The organism is Heyndrickxia camelliae, from assembly GCF_002844575.1.
Lineage (GTDB): Bacteria > Bacillota > Bacilli > Bacillales > Bacillaceae_C > Margalitia > Margalitia camelliae.
This window is the reverse complement of sequence record NZ_PIQO01000003.1, coordinates 65,156-83,300: the sequence shown is the minus strand read 5'-3', so window position 1 is coordinate 83,300 and position 18,145 is coordinate 65,156. Positions and strand designations below refer to the sequence as shown.

24 protein-coding genes are annotated in these 18,145 nt (G+C 34.0%); 18 read left to right on the top strand and 6 right to left on the bottom strand.

Annotated features, from left to right (window positions below; genetic code table 11):
- Positions 1–74: 74 nt before the first annotated feature.
- Positions 75–692, bottom strand: coding sequence for a TetR/AcrR family transcriptional regulator (locus tag CWO92_RS05545; protein WP_101353210.1), 618 nt, complete (start codon positions 690–692; stop codon positions 75–77).
- Positions 693–888: 196 nt separating this feature from the next.
- On the opposite strand from CWO92_RS05545, the gene CWO92_RS05540 reads away from it, so the two are divergent.
- The 7 genes from CWO92_RS05540 to CWO92_RS05510 all read left to right on the top strand — a co-directional run bounded on the left by CWO92_RS05540 (position 889) and on the right by CWO92_RS05510 (position 6,501).
- On the top strand, positions 889–1,620 hold the full coding sequence (locus tag CWO92_RS05540) for an ABC transporter ATP-binding protein (protein WP_235851564.1): 732 nt from the start codon (positions 889–891) through the stop codon (positions 1,618–1,620).
- Entirely contained in the window at positions 1,620–2,648 is a 1,029-nt protein-coding gene (locus CWO92_RS05535) for an ABC transporter permease (RefSeq protein WP_101353209.1), read from the top strand. Before CWO92_RS05540 ends, CWO92_RS05535 begins: the two co-directional genes overlap by 1 nt.
- 231 nt (positions 2,649–2,879) lie before the next feature.
- Positions 2,880–3,569, top strand: coding sequence for an anthrax toxin lethal factor-related metalloendopeptidase (locus tag CWO92_RS05530; RefSeq protein ID WP_101353208.1), 690 nt, complete (start codon positions 2,880–2,882; stop codon positions 3,567–3,569).
- An 18-nt stretch (positions 3,570–3,587) separates the two neighbouring features.
- On the top strand, positions 3,588–4,382 hold the full coding sequence (locus CWO92_RS05525; RefSeq protein WP_101353207.1) for a thymidylate synthase: 795 nt from the start codon (positions 3,588–3,590) through the stop codon (positions 4,380–4,382).
- Positions 4,379–4,864, top strand: coding sequence for a dihydrofolate reductase (locus CWO92_RS05520; RefSeq protein WP_101353206.1), 486 nt, complete (start codon positions 4,379–4,381; stop codon positions 4,862–4,864). The genes CWO92_RS05525 and CWO92_RS05520 overlap by 4 nt, the downstream gene beginning before the upstream one ends.
- Before the next feature lie 260 nt (positions 4,865–5,124).
- A complete protein-coding gene (locus tag CWO92_RS05515; RefSeq protein ID WP_101353205.1) occupies positions 5,125–5,892 on the top strand; it encodes an SGNH/GDSL hydrolase family protein in 768 nt (255 codons plus the stop codon).
- Between the two features lie 15 nt (positions 5,893–5,907).
- Positions 5,908–6,501, top strand: coding sequence for a YpmS family protein (locus CWO92_RS05510; RefSeq protein ID WP_101353204.1), 594 nt, complete (start codon positions 5,908–5,910; stop codon positions 6,499–6,501).
- A 90-nt stretch (positions 6,502–6,591) separates the two neighbouring features.
- Here the strand turns inward: CWO92_RS05510 and CWO92_RS05505 are convergent, their stop codons facing one another.
- Positions 6,592–7,302, bottom strand: a complete 711-nt coding sequence (locus CWO92_RS05505) for a DUF4397 domain-containing protein (protein ID WP_101353203.1) — start codon at positions 7,300–7,302, stop codon at positions 6,592–6,594.
- A gap of 135 nt (positions 7,303–7,437) precedes the next feature.
- Between CWO92_RS05505 and msrA the strand changes: the two genes are divergently transcribed.
- From msrA to CWO92_RS05490, 3 genes are all read left to right on the top strand, one after another.
- A complete protein-coding gene (gene msrA, locus CWO92_RS05500; RefSeq protein WP_101353202.1) occupies positions 7,438–7,977 on the top strand; it encodes a peptide-methionine (S)-S-oxide reductase MsrA in 540 nt (179 codons plus the stop codon).
- Complete coding sequence (gene msrB, locus CWO92_RS05495) at positions 7,964–8,389, top strand: peptide-methionine (R)-S-oxide reductase MsrB (RefSeq protein ID WP_199256886.1); 426 nt, start codon at positions 7,964–7,966, stop codon at positions 8,387–8,389. Before msrA ends, msrB begins: the two co-directional genes overlap by 14 nt.
- 110 nt (positions 8,390–8,499) lie before the next feature.
- A complete protein-coding gene (locus tag CWO92_RS05490; RefSeq protein ID WP_101353201.1) occupies positions 8,500–8,655 on the top strand; it encodes a YjcZ family sporulation protein in 156 nt (51 codons plus the stop codon).
- A gap of 263 nt (positions 8,656–8,918) precedes the next feature.
- Here the strand turns inward: CWO92_RS05490 and CWO92_RS05485 are convergent, their stop codons facing one another.
- Positions 8,919–10,718 carry a methyl-accepting chemotaxis protein gene (locus tag CWO92_RS05485; protein ID WP_101353200.1) on the bottom strand — a complete coding sequence of 600 codons (1,800 nt, stop codon included), beginning with the start codon at positions 10,716–10,718 and terminating at the stop codon, positions 8,919–8,921.
- A 257-nt stretch (positions 10,719–10,975) separates the two neighbouring features.
- On the opposite strand from CWO92_RS05485, the gene CWO92_RS05480 reads away from it, so the two are divergent.
- The 4 genes from CWO92_RS05480 to CWO92_RS05465 all read left to right on the top strand — a co-directional run bounded on the left by CWO92_RS05480 (position 10,976) and on the right by CWO92_RS05465 (position 12,791).
- Positions 10,976–11,206 carry a YozE family protein gene (locus CWO92_RS05480; protein WP_101353199.1) on the top strand — a complete coding sequence of 77 codons (231 nt, stop codon included), beginning with the start codon at positions 10,976–10,978 and terminating at the stop codon, positions 11,204–11,206.
- A gap of 169 nt (positions 11,207–11,375) precedes the next feature.
- Positions 11,376–12,041, top strand: a complete 666-nt coding sequence (gene yodN / locus CWO92_RS05475) for a germination protein YodN (protein ID WP_101353198.1) — start codon at positions 11,376–11,378, stop codon at positions 12,039–12,041.
- Positions 12,042–12,138: 97 nt separating this feature from the next.
- Entirely contained in the window at positions 12,139–12,306 is a 168-nt protein-coding gene (locus CWO92_RS05470; RefSeq protein ID WP_101353197.1) for a YozD family protein, read from the top strand.
- 164 nt (positions 12,307–12,470) lie between these two features.
- The gene (locus CWO92_RS05465; RefSeq protein WP_101353196.1) at positions 12,471–12,791 is read left to right on the top strand and encodes a hypothetical protein; all 321 of its coding nucleotides are present in this window, start codon (positions 12,471–12,473) and stop codon (positions 12,789–12,791) included.
- A gap of 50 nt (positions 12,792–12,841) precedes the next feature.
- Here CWO92_RS05465 and yoyE read toward each other — a convergent pair whose 3' ends face one another.
- Positions 12,842–12,967, bottom strand: coding sequence for a protein YoyE (gene yoyE / locus CWO92_RS05460; RefSeq protein WP_101353195.1), 126 nt, complete (start codon positions 12,965–12,967; stop codon positions 12,842–12,844).
- Positions 12,968–13,094: 127 nt separating this feature from the next.
- Here yoyE and deoD point away from each other — a divergent pair, with 127 nt between their 5' ends.
- The 4 genes from deoD (at position 13,095) to CWO92_RS05440 (ending at position 17,127) form a co-directional block, all read left to right on the top strand.
- Entirely contained in the window at positions 13,095–13,796 is a 702-nt protein-coding gene (deoD, locus tag CWO92_RS05455; protein ID WP_101353194.1) for a purine-nucleoside phosphorylase, read from the top strand.
- Positions 13,797–13,949: 153 nt separating this feature from the next.
- Entirely contained in the window at positions 13,950–14,768 is an 819-nt protein-coding gene (locus CWO92_RS05450) for a M15 family metallopeptidase (RefSeq protein WP_101353506.1), read from the top strand.
- Between the two features lie 119 nt (positions 14,769–14,887).
- A complete protein-coding gene (locus CWO92_RS05445) occupies positions 14,888–15,478 on the top strand; it encodes a YitT family protein (protein WP_101353193.1) in 591 nt (196 codons plus the stop codon).
- Between the two features lie 167 nt (positions 15,479–15,645).
- Positions 15,646–17,127: a lmo1851 family serine protease gene (locus CWO92_RS05440; protein ID WP_199256888.1), complete on the top strand. Its 1,482-nt coding sequence runs from the start codon at positions 15,646–15,648 to the stop codon at positions 17,125–17,127.
- Positions 17,128–17,274: 147 nt separating this feature from the next.
- Here CWO92_RS05440 and CWO92_RS05435 read toward each other — a convergent pair whose 3' ends face one another.
- Positions 17,275–17,691 carry a hypothetical protein gene (locus CWO92_RS05435; protein ID WP_101353191.1) on the bottom strand — a complete coding sequence of 139 codons (417 nt, stop codon included), beginning with the start codon at positions 17,689–17,691 and terminating at the stop codon, positions 17,275–17,277.
- 46 nt (positions 17,692–17,737) lie between these two features.
- Complete coding sequence (locus CWO92_RS05430) at positions 17,738–18,136, bottom strand: hypothetical protein (RefSeq protein ID WP_101353190.1); 399 nt, start codon at positions 18,134–18,136, stop codon at positions 17,738–17,740.
- Positions 18,137–18,145: the final 9 nt, after the last annotated feature.

Sequence of the window (18,145 nt, the reverse complement as noted above, 5' to 3'; positions counted from 1 at the left end):
AGTGAATACCTAAAATTGAACCAAAAAGTAAAAAATAGGTAAGTATCAAAAAGTAGCTACTAACCATCTATCCATTACTTTTTCAAACCTGCCGCAAAAAATGGACCATTTATCGACAATGTGGATATAATTCGAGCTATCTCTTGTGGGGATTCCTTTTGATCCTTATTTAACCATTGTTGAATAACACCTAAATGTGCTGAACCAATATAGGAAATTAAATATTCAGGCGGAACTAACAGATTTTTTTCCTTAAGAATCGGGGTTCTATTATTTTCGAATAGGGTTTTTAACATAAATTCTTTCAATCTTGTTTGGAATGATAAGTCACCTTTTGGATCCAACAGTGCCTTCATAAGTCCCTTGTTACGATATAAATATTCAAAAAAGGGAAGAAGAATAGTAAAGGGCGTTGAATTCGTTGAGTTAGCTCCTAAATTTTCAATGATACTCGGAAAGTTTTCTACTATCTTTTCCGCTAACTCATTCATCACTTCTTCCTCACATTTTGTCATTAAATCATACTTATCCTGATAATGACTATAAAAAGTTCCGCGATTGATCTTTGCCCTAGTTGTAATGTCTTTAACAGTAATCGCCTCAAAACCTTTTTCATCTATTAGTTCTATCAAGGCATTCTTGATGGCTTCTCTTGTACGAATAACTCGTAAATCTGAACTATTATCTATCATACCGTATCCTCCTCCAATTTTTTATAGACACATTTGCAAAAGGTGTTGGATAACCGACATATCCACAATTTCTGATTATTGCTTACCTTTTAAACCAAAATTATAATTTTAGATAAACAAAACAACACGTTGTTTATTATTTTAACCGAAAAGAAGGGAATTGAAACAATTGTAATTTCAAATGTGGGGGTGGAGCATGATGGATATTAAGGTCTCTCATGTCTGTAAAAGCTTTGAAAAGAAACAAGTGATAAAAGATATCTCATTTACAATACCGACGGGAGAAATATGTTGTTTGCTTGGTCCTTCTGGTTCGGGGAAAACAACAATGATTCGTTTGATGATTGGAGCAATTACACCGGATAAAGGAACTATTCAATTTGCGGACGTGCCAATGCCTAATCGGAATATGTTAAAAAAGATAGGATTCATGCCGCAGAATGATGCATTGTACGACGATCTTTCTGCTGAAGACAATTTACATTTTTTTGGAGGTCTTTACGATTTGAATAAAAGTCAATTGGAAAAGCGAATAGATAAAGTCCTTACTATAGTGGATTTAACCGAGCATCGAAAGAAACTAGTGAAGAATTTTTCCGGTGGAATGAAGAAGCGGCTTTCATTAGCAGTTTCCATTTTCCACCAACCGGAAGTACTATTCTTAGATGAACCGACAGTTGGAATCGATCCTGTGCTACGTCGCAAGATTTGGAATCAATTTCAGCAACTCAAAAAATCAGGAACAACTATCATCGTTTCCACACATGTAATGGATGAAGTAACAGAGTGCGATAAAGCGGCACTCATTTATAATGGTTCTTTGATTCAATATGATGCTGTGAATTTGCTGCTTGCAAAAACAGAAAGCGGACGAGTCGAAGAACTATTTTTCATTGCTTCCAGAACAATCGGAGGCGGTGATGATTAATGATATATTTAGCCAAACGTGTGATCCGTCAAACAATGAATGACAAACGTAGTGTGATGATGATCATAGTTGCACCACTATTGATTTTGACCTTGGTTTATTTCCTATTAGGGGATTCCGATTATGTGCCGACAGTTGGAATTAATCAACATGCTATAAAAGCCTCTATTGTAACCTCGTTGAAAGCGCAAGACTTAAAAGTTGTAAATATTTCGAACAACCATGTTCAACATGCAAAACACTATTTGATGGATCATCAACATGTGGATGCAGTTTTTAATCTAGACAAAAATTCCGGAATGGAAATAACGTTGTATGAGGCTTCAAAAAAAGGAGCGAAGGCAGCTTCTGAGATTCAGAAAGCGATGGCCGCCTTGAATCCTTCAGCAAAAATAAATATATCCTATGTATATGGAAAACAAGAAGCGTCAACATTTGATACTCTTGGCTATGTTTTTCTTGCGTTGTTCTCATTTTTCCTAGTGTTTATTATTTCAGGAATGGCACTTGTGAGAGAGCGAAGCGGTGGGACATTAGAAAGGTTGTTAATGACGCCAATAAAACGCAGCGAGGTCATACTTGGTTATACCCTAGGGTATAGTGTGTTTGCAGTCATTCAAGCTGTTCTTATTGTATTCTATTCTATTTTTGTCTTGAAATTAAGTTCGGTTGGGAACATTGGTTGGATTCTGCTTGCAATGGTATTATTAGCCGTGACTGCAGTTTCGTATGGTGCCATGATTTCTGTATTTGCCAGTACAGAACTGCAATTGGTACAGATGATTCCATTTACCATCATTCCACAAGTGTTTTTCTCGGGGTTGATACCTTTAGACTTAATTCCATATCATCTTGGGGATCTGTGCTATATTATGCCTATTTATTATGGTGCAGCAGCGATTAAAGCTGTCATGGTTTATGGAGACAGTTTTTTTCAAATTTGGGGTTATCTGCTTGGCCAAATCTCCTATGCACTTCTATTATTTTTACTAAATACATTAGCATTGAAAAAATTTAGACAGCTATGAAATTCTGCGCAAGTTTTGCAATAGATAATAAATGGCTTAAAAAACGGCATGAATATCATTTTTTATGGAATTAGTATCCTTATATTTAATATATTCTACTCAAAAAACTTTACTAAGCATGTCTCCTTTTTTTACTAATTATGCCAGCAATGAATGATAAATAATGAATTCACTCTATGATATAATGAAACTCCTAAACTGCAAAGCAATTAACATAGGAAGTGCATTCATATGCGCAAAAAAATAGCATATCTTTTTGTTTTATGTGCGATTTTACTTTTAGGTCTATCAAAACCATCTTTAGATGGTATATTATTAATGAATAGTGCTCTTTATTCATCTGTTCATTTACATTCTGAGGCATTACTGGGGGATATGGTTGTTTTGCCAAAGCAATCTAATTATGATAAGGAAGAAGTAAGAAAAATCCTTACCAGGTTAAACTATTTGCCACCATCCATTTTAGAAAAGGCGGATAACAAAGGCATAAAAATTAAATTATTTGTCGGCAAATTGACAGATAATCCGTCAGCAGCCTATTTAAAAGGAAAGACACCAAGAGGTTATCAAAACCATTCCATTAAATGGGATGATGTACCAGGAATTGGCGGTTCTAAGATAGTTCTGGTGAAAATCGGTTATAGTGATAAAGGAAAAGGGCACGGTTCAGTTAATCTGGAGCTTCATGAACTTGCTCATTCATTGGAGCATTATCTGTACAATGGTAAAAAGGTGCAGGCGTTTATCCCCATTTGGAAATCGGAAGCATCCAAACTGTTTCCAGGCAATGATTATTTTATTTCTTATCAGGAAGAATACTTTGCTGAATGCTTTGCGATGTTTTACTATTCTAATGAGACGAAAATGCAATTGAAAAAATTTGCCCCTATGACATATCAATTCATTTCTTCATTATCATAGGGTTAAAGGGGTGTTAAGATGAAACAATATTTGGATTTATGTAAACATGTTTTAGAAAATGGAACGTTAAAAGGAGACCGAACCGGCACAGGCACTATCAGCACATTTGGCTATCAAATGAGATTCGATCTTGGAAAAGGTTTTCCTCTGCTAACAACAAAGAAATTACATTTAAAGTCTATCATATATGAATTACTGTGGATGCTTAAAGGAGACACAAATGTAAAGTATCTCCAAGAAAATGGTGTTAGAATTTGGAATGAATGGGCAGATGAGGCTGGGGAGCTTGGTCCTGTATACGGGCACCAATGGAGATCTTGGGAATCCGCAAGTGGGGAAACCGTTGACCAAATATCAGATGTTATCCAACAAATCAAAACTAATCCTAATTCACGTAGACTGATTGTTAATGCCTGGAATGTTGGAGAAATTGATAAGATGGCACTTCCTCCATGCCATTGTTTTTTTCAGTTTTATGTGGCAGATGGAAAATTATCTTGCCAACTGTATCAACGCTCTGCAGATATTTTTCTCGGAGTTCCATTTAATATTGCCTCCTATGCTCTATTAACCATGATGATCGCACAAGTATGTGAATTACAGCCTGGTGATTTTATTCATACATTAGGAGATGCCCATATTTATACCAATCATCTGGAACAAGTTAAGCTTCAACTAACAAGAGAACCTAAAAGTTTGCCAAAAATGGTGATAAATCCAGATGTGAAATCTATTTTTGATTTTCGTTATGAAGATTTTTCTCTGCAGGACTATCATCCACATCCACATATCAAAGGAGTTGTCAGTGTATGATTTCTTTATTATGGGCAGAGGATAAAAAAGGTGTTATCGGAAAAAATAATCAATTGCCTTGGCATATACCAGAAGATCTAAAGTATTTTAAAAGAACGACTATGGGCCATCCCATTGTTATGGGGCGTAAGACTTACGAATCAATTGGAAAACCTTTACCTGGAAGAACAAACATTATCTTAACGAAGGATGATCATTTTCAAGCAGATGGTTGTTTAATTTTTAAAACAAAGAATGAGTTATTAAACTGGATGAATGAAACTGATGATGAGGTATTTATTACTGGAGGTGCAGCTATCTTCGGATTATTTATGGAAGAAGCTGACCGGCTATACGTTACCAAAATTGATGAGGAATTTGAAGGAGATACATATTTTCCGCTTATTGACTGGTCGGAATGGAAGCTCATATCCAATGAAAAAGGCTTGAAGAACGAAGCAAACCCTTATGATTACGAGTTTCAAATATATGAAAGAGCATGATGGTTATTAAGTTATTAGTTAGGCGGACTACTATCATTAAATTTCAGTCCACGATAATCATAAACGTAAAAGTGTCTCCTGAATAAAGGAGACCTTTTTTTTCGCATGATAACTTCAAAGATAACATAATGAATAGTATTAGGTATAAAAATAGGAAATCCCTTTTTAAAATAAAGGAGACTAGCATTATATTAAAATAGATGTTATAAGCGCATGAAAATGTTACAATAGAAAGGATTTCTTTAAGCGGGGGGAATAAAATGATAAAAAAACTCACCTTCCTTTTCGCTATTGTTATACTAATGACCGGCTGTGCTGTTCATACAATCAATCAACCGAAGCAGACTAATATGACAGAAAAGCCTGTGCCTAAGAATCTGCACATGGTTGCCGTTGGGGACTCCCTTACAGAAGGGGTAGGAGATAGTACGAAACGCGGTGGATATATTCCATATTTGAAAGATATAATGGAAACGAAAAAGGAAATAGGTAAATTCACTTATGATAATTTCGGTGTAAGAGGGAACCGAACCGACCAATTATTAAAAAAACTTAAGGAACCAAAAGTTAAAAGTGATATAAAAAACAGTGATATTGTTATGATAACAATAGGCGGTAATGATGTAATGAAAGTCTTCAGGGACAATTTTACAGAATTGAAGATAGCAAAGTTTCAGTCTGCCATTAAAGGGTATCAATTAAGGTTAAATGAAATTCTTAAAACGATTCGGGAATATAAGCCAAATGTTGGAATTGTGTTAATAGGCATTTATAATCCTTTTTCAAAATGGTTTTCTGATATTAAGGAATTAGATCAGATTGTAGAAAATTGGAATGAAGCAAGTAAAAAAACAATAATGCAGTATGATAACACGCAATTTGTACCGGTTAGTGATATTTTTGAAAATCAAAATGAAGATTTATTTTACTCCGATGATTTTCATCCTAATGATAAAGGGTATAAGTTAATAGCGGAACGTGTAGGAAAAATATTAGCTGAAAATAAGCTCGATCAATTCAGAAAATAGCCGTGAGGTATTAAAATGAACAATGTTAAAAATCGCTGGAAAATAGCTTTCTTTACTTTATTAATCATTATTGTGTTATTTATTTTCGTTATCGGTTTTTTTGCTTTTTTGCCCACAGGAAAAGAAACCCTGCCAAATACAACGATAAATAATGATAAATTTGTGCAATTTCATATCAAAACTAATAAAGCAGATCTTAATAAACTTATTAACCATTATATTGAGAAGGAGGGTTTAGACGGGCCGATAAAATATAATGTTTACTTGAAAAATGATGTTGAGTTGACGGGTTCTTTACCAGTCTTCTCAGAGAATGTATTATTAAAAATGACATTTCAGCCTAAGGCGCTTAATAATGGGGATTTAATTTTAAAGCAGAAAACAATCTCTATTGGACATCTAAATCTGCCAGTTACTTATGTTCTGAAGTTTATTAAGAATTCCTATAAACTCCCCGACTGGGTTAGTATTAACCCTGATGAAAAAACAGTTTATGTTGGGTTACAAAAGATGGATATCGGTAAAAGTGATATAAGAGCCAGGCTGGATAAATTTAACTTAAGGGAAAATGATATTTCCTTTTCGTTACTTTTCCCAGTTGAAAATTAACCTAATAAGCAGGTGCTTTGGATAGGCACCTGCTTATTAAATCTTTTCTAAGTTCAGTATCACCGAAGTACAAGGAACCCTGTACTATACTCAAACAATCATTAATTGAGAATCTACAAAGAAAATTGTAAAAGATTTTGAAGAGGAAATTTCAATATCCTCTAGATTATGAATTACTTTACTTGTTTCATTATCTACCACTTCAATATTGGTTGCTGTTGGTTTCATTGTTGTATATTCTGTTGAAGCTTTATATGTTATGTTTTTAAAAAGTGTTTCTTTGTTTTTCATAAGAACATTTACGGACGGATATTCTGATGTTAAATGGATAAACTTCACTTTTGCTTCTTGTGAAGAAACCTCTGGGAAATCTTCAAAAGTTAATAATTGTAATTTATTATTTGTGGCAACGGTCGCCAAAGTATAGGCATGGCCGGTTTCAAATCTAATATTTTTGTTAATGATAGTGGATATTTGATTTCCTGCCGGATATATGTCTAGATGATGTTTGCCTTCATGTAAAGTATAATATGGAGTAATATTCTTAAAAGGAAGGTCTTTTATTAACATTTTGCCATTTGTATATATGTCAATATTGGCTACAGCTTTTGTTGCGTTTAAAAATCGTACGTAAACGGGGTTTAAACCATTATTAGCTCTGCTTAACCATAGTGCTTTATTCAAGTATTCCAAGTGTTTCTGATAATATTGGATATGAGCTGCAGGATCTTTATATTTAAAATAATCTGCTAGCAAGTTATATTGAGCGGCCCTTTGAAGATAATAAGATTGATTTTTCATGAACTATCGCTCCATTTTTATTGTTGATACACTATATTCGGGTGCCTATGGGGTGGTGACACGAGTTTCTAGTGTTAAAGCAAAGGATGATTTATAATTTTATATATAGTTTACATATCGATAGGAGGTAAGTGGATGTCTAAGGAATTGGCTACCTTTGCAGGAGGATGTTTTTGGTGTATGGTAAAACCATTTGATGAACAGCCAGGGATCATAAGCGTTATTTCTGGATATACCGGTGGAACGAAGCAAAATCCGACCTATGAAGAAGTTTGTTCCGGTTTAACAGGGCATATAGAAGCAGTCCAGATAACATTTGATTCAAGTATCTTTCCATATGACAAGCTATTATCAATTTTTTGGCAGCAAATAGATCCTACAGATGCTGGAGGACAATTTTATGATAGGGGTTCATCTTACAGACCAGCCATATTTTATCATTCTGAAAAGCAAAGACAAATGGCAGAGCAATCGAAAAAAGAGCTTCAAGAAAGCGGTAAATTTAAAAAGCCAATTGTGGTGGAAATTGTCCCAGCTTCTACGTTTTATCCTGCTGAGGAATATCATCAGCATTATTATCAAAAGAATCCTGTTCATTATCATGCCTATCACGAAGGGTCTGGAAGAGCTGGCTTTATAAAAAAATATTGGGGTGATCAAATTGAATCCAAATGAATTAAAAAAGAAGTTAAGTCCAATCCAATTTGAAGTTACACAAAATAATGCAACAGAACCGCCTTTTCAAAATGAATACTGGAATCAATTTGAAGAAGGAATATATGTAGATGTTGTTTCTGGTAAGCCATTATTTAGTTCCAGGGATAAATATGATGCTGGTTGTGGTTGGCCTAGCTTTACAAAGCCAATAGAGGAAGAGGAAGTTATCGAAAAGCTGGATACGAGTCATGGAATGATTAGGACAGAAGTTAGAAGTAAAACCGCGAATTCTCATTTGGGGCATGTATTTGATGATGGACCAGGTCCAACAAAATTAAGATACTGCATTAATTCTGCCTCTTTAAAATTTATTCCCAAAAGTGCACTAGAAGCTGAGGGATATGGAAAATATCTCAAATTATTTTCGTAGCTATTTGATTAAATTCACCATTGTTTATAGGCGAATGCACATTCCACTTTTAGGTTTATATCATATCCTAAAATGAAAAATTAAAAATTTCATTTGAGGAGTTGACAGGTATGCACTACGGAGGTTATGGCGGATACGGTTGCTGCTATCCCGTTTATGATGGATGCTGCGGGTATGGGTATGGCGGAGGCTATAGAAATAGCTTTGCCTTAATTGTAGTCTTGTTTATTTTACTCATAATAATTGGAGCGTGTTGGATAAATTAGATTGAAAAAAGTCCCCTAAAAATATGTGGCCACTGAAAAAGCCGCAAATTTTAAAAGGCAGTTGAAAAGTTCATTTATTTGAATTTTCAATTGCCTTTTACTTTATTAAAGAAAGGAAAAAGGCCATTTTTCGCCTAAAACTCAGACGGAAAACGACCTTTTTGTATTCCCTTGAGATTAAAAAGAGTTTTTCAGTGGCCACAAAAATATTGGAGACTTTTTTACAATTAAAAATTATATGCAAACTCTTAAATGAAAGTCTATTACATTTTAAAATTAGATACTAGTTGACGTAAGTTTTCAGCTTGTTTTGATAATTCTGAAGCGGATGCTGTTACTTCTTCCATAGCTGCAGAACCTTCCTCGGAAGCTGCTGCTGTCGTTTCTGTATGAGAAGCAGTAATCTCGGCAATTTGACCAACAGCAGCAAAGGCATTTGATACTTCTCTGCTTAAAAGGAGGGTACGTTTAATTTGCGTAACCATTTCCCCAATAACTTCTGTTGTATCATTTGTGTGATTCAGTATTTTTTGTAAAGATTGTGTTGTTTCATTTGAAATTTCAACTCCAGAAATAACTGCTTGAACTCCTTCATTATTTTGCTCTATAACTGTATTTACTTCATTTTGAATGGAATGGACAATAGTGGCAACTTCTTTTGCAGCATTTTGAGATTGCTCTGCTAATTTTCTAACCTCATCAGCAACCACAGCAAATCCGCGGCCGTGTTCGCCTGCTCTTGCAGCTTCTATTGCAGCATTTAATGCTAACAAGTTTGTTTGTCCAGCAATTCCAGTTATAGTATTAATGATTTTCGTTATTTCATCCGATTTTTTTCCTAAGGATTCGACGGTAGAGCTAGTGTTTGCTATTGTTTCTTCAATGCTCATAATTTTAACGGATGCTTCTTTCACTGATTCTTCTCCTGTTTTCGCAGAGGCTTCCATATTTAATGCCGCCACTTTTACACGATCTGCAAGTTCGCCTAAAACTTCTACTACTTCATTGAGTGCATTCATTTTTTCTAAAGATTGATTCATCTGTGTGGTAGTCTTTTCGCTACCTGTAGCAATTTCACTTGAGGTTTCAGCTATAGACATAATCGTCCGTGCCGTTTCTTCAGCAGAAGCAAGCAATTCTTCACTGCTTACGGAAACATTCTCAGCCATTTTTGCAACATCTTTTACAAGCCTTGCAATGCCATCAATAAGTATATTTGTATCTTTAGCAAGACCGGAAAGTTCATCATTCGATTTAACTTGAATCCTCTTTGTTAAATCTCCTCCAGCATTAGCGATTTCAAGGATGGATTTGCTTATTTTCTTCACATTTGATTTAATGCCCCTTGATAAGGCAATGGAAAGAATAATAGTAAGAAGGACGGCTAATAAGGATAAGAGAATCGAAACAGCTTCCATTATTTTAACCATTGTATGTAAACTGTCAATTCGAGCTTGGGATGATTTTGTTTGACCATTATCAAATGCCTGAATATCTGCTTCCATTTTCCCCATGTAATTTTTGCCATTTGCATCTTTAATTAAGTCTCTTGCATCATTTTCACTTTGAAATTGACGTGCTTGGATTACATTATCGATTGAACCTGTCCAATAATAGTAGGACTCTTCGATTGCTCCTAGCTTATTAAGGCTTGTTTTATCACCTTTTACAAGGGATTTAAGATCTTTAATAGTTTTATCTATGGAATCTTTATTAGTATAATAAGGATCTAAGAAACTTTTATCTCCTGTAATTGCATATCCTCTTTCAGCCGATTCCATTTTATAAGCTGATTGGAGAACACCCTGTATTTTCTTTTGGATTACTAGATCATGTCCCATAACTCGGTTAATTTCATTTTCCAGCTTGTTCATATTCATATATGATGTAATGGTTAATACAAGTAAAAGAATGGTAAGAATTCCGAAAGAGATAGTGATTTTCCCTCTGATGGTTTGTAAATAAGAAAATGAGATTTTTCTTTGTTTTGGGATCCTTTCTTTTTGGACCTTTATTTTTTTTGGCTTTTTCAGCTTAGGAATATTTCTATCTTTTTTTCCCATTTTGTTCCCCCCTATGATTTAGAGATACAGTATGCCAAATTATCTAATGATTATTTTACTAATATGTATCTGAATAATCTAGTTATTCTAGCGATTATTTGTCGAAAAATTGGCTAATATGTAACATTAGACTTATTTTATTCCCTTATATTACCATTCGCTTAATATATAAATGCAAGTAATATTGAAAACTTTACGCTCATTATATCTTCCTGTATAGTAAACTCAAGATTTTAATATAAAAGGGCGTATGTATGATGAACAAATCTTTTTACCATTACTTAATGAAATATCGTGATGCGAAATCGAAGGATGAACTTTCTCATTTTGCGAATTCTGCATATAAGGATCATGGATTTCCAAAACAATCAACAGATTATAACGAACTAAGCATATACTTGGAGATGAATGGAAGCTACTTAGACTCCATGTCGATTTTTGATCGTGCTTGGGAACTGTATATATTCGAAGAAAAGAAGGACTTATAAAGTGTGATGATAATATTAATGCCCGGTAAAACATGAATGAGTTTATGTAGTCATTTGCAATTTTTCTTTTACCCTATTTTAAAAAGGCTTAATCAAACAATCGTTTCAATCATTTCTTGCATATAATTTATTAGCAATTACTTTACAGATTTCAAGGAGACGGGAGGCAATGGACAATAAGGAAAAACCACAATTTAAGATAGGGGATACTGTTGTTATTATTAAATATGGAACGGTTGGAAAGGTTTCAGATATTAAGTATATAGATGGACAATATTATTATGAAGTTAATGATAATGGTGGTTTGTTTAAGTTTAATGGATTAGTGTTATTATCTGACTTTAAAGGGGAAATAATGGAAAAAGAACAGATAGATATTGAGTATAAGTTCTTCTTCGGAGATTTAGTGCAAGTGAAAGGGTATCTTGACGAGCTTTTCAAAGTGGTAGGCTTTAGAACAGAAATTTGGCGTTATAAAGAAGATGCTTGGGAAGATATTATCTATGAGTTAACGAGAATTACCGATGGGGAATGGTTGGAAGCTGATGAAAACGAGTTGATATTAGTAGCAGAATCAGATGTTGCAGAAAGCTATTTGAAAAAGTATGGATTCATTTATCCGGTTAAAAAAGCAAAAAAGCCTTTGCTGCTTCCTTCACCAAAGGAGCAATTTATTAATAAAATCGATGCATTACTAGATATGTATAATGATTATAAAACGATGTATATTATGTTCTCAGATTCTTATTATATTGAGATGATGGATTCCATTAAGAACCAACTATCAGACCTTTTAAATAAAAGCAACAATAAGATTAGAAGGCATACAGGATGAAATATTCTTAGCTTGCAATGTTTATTCATATCCATATGAAATGTTGCATAAAAGTATTGTAAGAACATACTTTTATAACAGAAGGAGGCGATTTTTTATGCGGGAAATTGAAGTGTTTATTGACACGGAAGAAATTGCTGAGTTCTTTTTCAAAGAGCTTGTTAAAAGGGGTTATGCACCAAAAGAAGAAGAACTGGAAGAAATCGCCGATATCACATTTGACTACTTAATTGCAAAATGCATAATCGATGAAGAATTAGATTAAGATGGAAGATAGGAATGACATCAACCACCTCTTTGAAAGAGGTGGTTTTCATTTAAAGTTAATAAAGCGATAAAAATAGACAAAAGAAGTGGAATTTCGAAAGAGGATTCGCGCCTTTCATTTTTGAATACATATATTAAGAGAGAAATGAAGGGAGCAGTTCTATGCAATTGTTAAAAACGCTTAAACGAAATCAAAGTCGCGATACGGAGTATGATATTACTCTATTTCAGACGCCTAAATTTGGACAGAAAAAAGGATTTAAAAATGTTTATCAATTAAAAATAGCTGGAAAGAACCATGAAGATGTTCTTTACAAAGTCTTTGCCATATTTAATACAATCGATTCCCTTCCAAAGGATTACTATGCACGATATTTAGGAACAGGAGATATCGTTTTTATCGATGAAGGGAGAAATGGGCATTATTACTACCAATTGAAATCTGGAGGATGGAAAACAGTCAATAGAATACATATAAGCTGAATAAAAAAGGCTTGGCTTCCAACTCCAAAAGAAGGGGAAGCCAAGCACTTTTATTTTTTTCGCTTATTTGCAGAATATTCTTTTCCATGTGCCTCTTGTTCTGCGATAATCTCATCTTCAGGAATATGATTATTTTTCTTTTGACCATTAATTCGATTTCGATGTTTCTTGCCCATTGTATTTTCCCTCCTTGCAATGTTCTTTTTTAGCGTTTCCAAAAATGCTTTTATCATTACACGAATAGGATTGCAACAAATGCTTTAAAAATATAAAATGTACTATGAATGGAAAGGAGATTATATAATGAGTGTACATATCGGTGCTAAAGAAAACGAAATTGCGGAGACGGTTCTTTTACCTGGAGATCCACTTCGAGCAAAATATATTGCTGAAACGTTTTTAGAACAGGTGACATGCTATAATGAGGTTCGAAATATGTTTGGATATACAGGTACGTATAAAGGTAAACGAGTATCTGTTCAGGGAACAGGGATGGGAGTTCCATCTATTTCAATCTATGTAAACGAATTAATGCAGAGCTATAATGTTCAAAATTTAATTCGTGTTGGAACATGCGGTGCTATCCAAAAGGACGTTAAGGTTAGAGATGTTATTATAGCAATGACAGCGTCAACGGATTCACAAATGAATCGACTAACATTTGGGGGCATTGATTATGCACCGACCGCTAATTTTGAATTATTGAAGAAAGCTTATGACAGAGGTTTAGAAAAAGGTTTAAACCTTAAAGTGGGTAGTGTATTTACAGCAGATATGTTTTATAATGACAATGCTGATCACGAGAAATGGGCAAAATACGGTATTCTTGCAATCGAAATGGAAACAGCTGCTTTGTATACTCTCGCTGCAAAATACAATCGAAAAGCGCTTTCTATTCTGACGGTTAGCGATCATATTCTCACTGGAGAAGAAACTTCAGCAGAAGAGCGTCAATTAACTTTTAATGATATGATTGAAGTAGCTCTTGAATCCGCAATTAAATAAAGACATTTCAAAAAGTCTCATGAAGAGACTTTTTGTTTTTTATCGATAGGGTTAATCAAAAATTCATATTTTTACCTATTCTTTTCTTGCATTTCTTTGATAAACTCTTAACTGTGGGAAATTTTTTTAGGGATTTAGAGGAAAGGTGACATGATGAAACGCATTTTAATATTGACAGCAGTTATTTTTTTGTTAGGTGGATGTAGTTTGGGTCAATATAAAGCTACAGATACCAATGCTAAAAACAATCAAGAAAAAGTATCAAACGGAAATAGTCATTCAACAGGTAAAGAAATAGTGCAAAAGAATACAGACAACACTGATCCTGATTTATTGTTGAATGCAGAATATTTCAATCAAGTTAAGGTTGTAAACGGAATAAAGATGATCCAGAATACGTCCAATACTCTGGCCCTAGTTAATAAAGAGTATTCATTAGGGGATTATGCGCCTAATGATCTTGTTCGTCCGAAAGTTGCTTTCTCTTTCGGCAATCAGGATATTGAAAAAAGTTATATGAGAAAAGAAGCAGCTGCAGCTCTTGAACAAATGTTTTCTGCAGCTAAACAGGATAATGTTATTCTTTATGCTGCTTCCGGCTATCGATCTTACAAAAGGCAAAAAACATTATTTGATGCAGAGGTTGCGAATGTAGGGAAAGAAAAAGCAGCTCAGGCTGTTGCATTTCCAGGTGAAAGTGAGCACCAAACTGGTCTTGCAATGGATATAACAAGTCAAAAGGAAAATTATCTTCTTACGGAGAAATTTGGAAATGAAAAGGAAGGAAGATGGCTTCATGATCATGCTCATGAGTTTGGCTTTATTTTGAGGTATCCGAAAGACAAAGAAAATGTAACTAAATATGAATATGAGCCATGGCATTTTAGATACGTTGGGAAAAAAGCAGCGGAAGTAATATATAAAAACAATTGGACATTAGAAGAATATTTTCAGCATGTTAAAAAGGCATAAGCGGGGACACCCGCTTTTTTTGTATAGTTTTAATCCTAATTACTAGGACAGGAGAAGCCACCTTTAAATTGGGCATGAAAATAATTTCTTCTCATAAACTATTTTTATAGACAGGCTAGATGAAAATGGTGGAGGAGAGAACAATACAAAAAGTTGGACAAATCATTTTAGGAAGTATTTTATTGTCTATTGGTGTAAATGGATTTTTAATTCCCCATCAATTAATTGATGGAGGTTTGATGGGAATTGCATTAATTATCTATTACTTCTTCGAAATCCCCACCAGTGTAAGCATGATATGCCTAAGTATACCTTTATATATATTTGCTTTTATTTATTATCGTCGTTATTTTTATAACAGCCTTATAGGATTAATCTTCTGTTCCTTTTTTTTAGATTTGTTTGCCTTTTTATCCGATAGAATTAACTTACCAATATTTCCAAGTGCAATTGTTGGGGGAATCTTTATAGGGCTGGGGGCAGGCTTTATTCTTCAAACAGGTGTTGCCGGGGATGGACTGGATTTGTTTGCACAGATGGTCGGGGGATTTTCAAATATCAATGTTGGAATTATTATTTTCGTATTGGACACCATTGTACTTTTATTGGGTATGAAATTTTTGGGACTTCATATTTTTTTATTTTCCCTATTAGCAACTATTGCAGTTGGGATATTTACATCCATCTTAACCATAAGGTATATAGAGTAGATGAATAGCCAAATAAAAGGAGGAATAATTAGATAAAATATAACAAAGTTTGTGATTTTTTTACGTTTAAAAAACCTTTTCTTTCGTAATTCGATAAAAGCTGATAAAATAAAGAAGTTAATATTTTTTACATAAAATACAGATTTACCCGCGTCTTGTATATGGGAATGAAAGTGGTGAATGTCTTGGAAGAAGAAAAGAAGGGTGTTGAGCCTTCAACAGAAAACATAAATGGCTTTATTCGAATGAAGAAATTTACCTTTGTGATGCTTATTTTTATACTCGTATTTGCTACGGCAGGTGTAACTACGCTTGTTCTGGCATTCGGGGATAAAAAAGCTGTAAATGTAGGAGTTGCAAACAATCGGCCGGAATTTGATAAGTTGTATGCCGTGTATGACAAATTAGAAAGTAATTACTATAAAAAAGTGGACAAGAAAACATTAATAAATGGTGCCATTAATGGAATGGTAGATGCTCTAGGGGATCCATACTCTGATTACATGTCTGAGGACGAGGCAAAACAATTTAACGAAAGCATCTCTTCATCCTTTGAAGGAATTGGCGCAGAAATTCAGGAAAAAGACGGTTTTATAACTGTTGTATCACCTATTAAAGGCTCTCCGGCTGAAAAAGCGGGTCTTAAGCCGAATGATAAAATATTATCCGTTGATGGTAAAAGTATTCGGGGAATGTCTGCCAATGAAGCGGTATTACTAATTCGCGGGAAAAAAGGGACAAGTGTGAAGCTGACGATTCAACCCGTTGGCTCTAAAGAAACAGCTGAATTGACGATTGTACGTGATACCATTCCTATTAACACGGTTTATGCTGAAATGATGAAAAATGGGATTGCTAAAGTACAAATTACAAGCTTTTCAGAGAATACTTATAGTGAACTGGAAAAAGCTTTAGATGATATGGGCAAAAAAGGGATGAAATCATTAATCCTTGATATGCGTCAAAATCCAGGAGGATTATTAGACCAAGCGATAAAAATTTGTAATCTATTTGTTCCAGAAGGTAAAGTAATTGTTCAAACGGAGGACCGTAATGGCAAACGTGGACAAGAGGTTGCAAAAGATGGTAAGAAGATTGATGTACCTGTGGTAGTCATTATAGATGAGGGGAGTGCAAGTGCATCTGAAATCACAGCAGCAGCCCTTAAAGAATCGGCAAGTATTCCATTGATCGGTCATAAATCGTTTGGAAAGGGAACAGTGCAAACAGCTACGAACTTCAAAGATGGATCCGATGTTAAATTTACAGTGGCTAAATGGTTAACTCCTAATGGTGAATGGATTCATGAAAAAGGCATCCAACCGGATTATAAAGTAGACTTGCCGAAATATGCCAGCCTACCTATTCTTGATCCAAGTAAGAAATGGAAGCAATCAGATGTCTCCAGCACTATAAAAACAGCTGAACAAATGTTGAAGGCAATAGGTTATAATCCAGGTAAAGTAGATGGATTATACGACAGTCAAACTGTAAATGCTGTGGAAGAATTTCAAAAGGCTGAAGATCTTAAGGTGACTGGTATTCTTGAAGGAGAAACTACAGTTGAGTTAATGAACAAGCTTCGTGAAAAAATAATTAAAGATGATCCTCAGGTAAAAAAAGCCGTTGAGGTCTTAAGTGAAAAATAAGGGTTTCCGGATACAATTGTAAATGGTTCTCTTTAACCACAAATCACCTAGCAAAAAGAGTACGAAATCAAAATGATTTCGTACTTTTTTTGAAAAATATAAATGTCATGGAAATGCGTTTTTTTTTGAGGCGGCATTATTTTTTTGCTATTTTCTCGTTACTCCATTCATTCCATTTTTTCTTAAATTCCAAAGATAAAAAGAGTATAGTGCATAATAAGATATGAAAAGTCCCAAAATAAAGAAAGCAAAAACGATACCATAATCTTGACTTGATACTTTACTGCTTACAAACTCTCTTATTCCTGTTTTTATCCCCATATAGATTAAGATAAATAATAAAAGTAATCCAAAACCTTGATACTTACTTTTTTGTTTTATTGAGTCTCTCTTTTTACGCATAAGGTATCGGAAGTATCCAACAAATAAACCAATAATAAATAATAAAACAAAAATAAAACGTAAGGGGTGGTCGTCGACAAATAATTTTATTATAGTGCTAACGGAAATAACTAAAAGAATCAACCAAGTAATAATGTAATAATTTAGTGTGAACGATTTCATGAAAGTACCTCCTTTTTCACCTTAAGGTGAATGATTATCTTGTTCTTCAAGACGTTTTTCTTAGTACGAAGTATAAAATGAAATAAATTAGCAGTTGACCTACAAACAGACAGCTTAAAATCTTGGTGTATTCTGTCATATCCAATGTTGTAAAAATAATCATTAAAATTGCTTCAATAATCACAGAATAATAAAAGGCTTTAGACCGAGCATCTTTTGAAATATATATATATCGCTCGTCATTGACATCAATATTCCATTTTTTAGCATAGTCTTTACTAGTTTTTAAACGTAATACTTGAAACAACCGTAGTGTTGCAAGAATAAACAATGCTAGCCCTAATCCTCCCCAAAACGAATCAATGCGACCTAATATTTCAGATAAAACAAATAACATCCCCCCGACTATTAAGATAATTACATATGAAAATGTTCTGTGTCGCAAATTTATTTC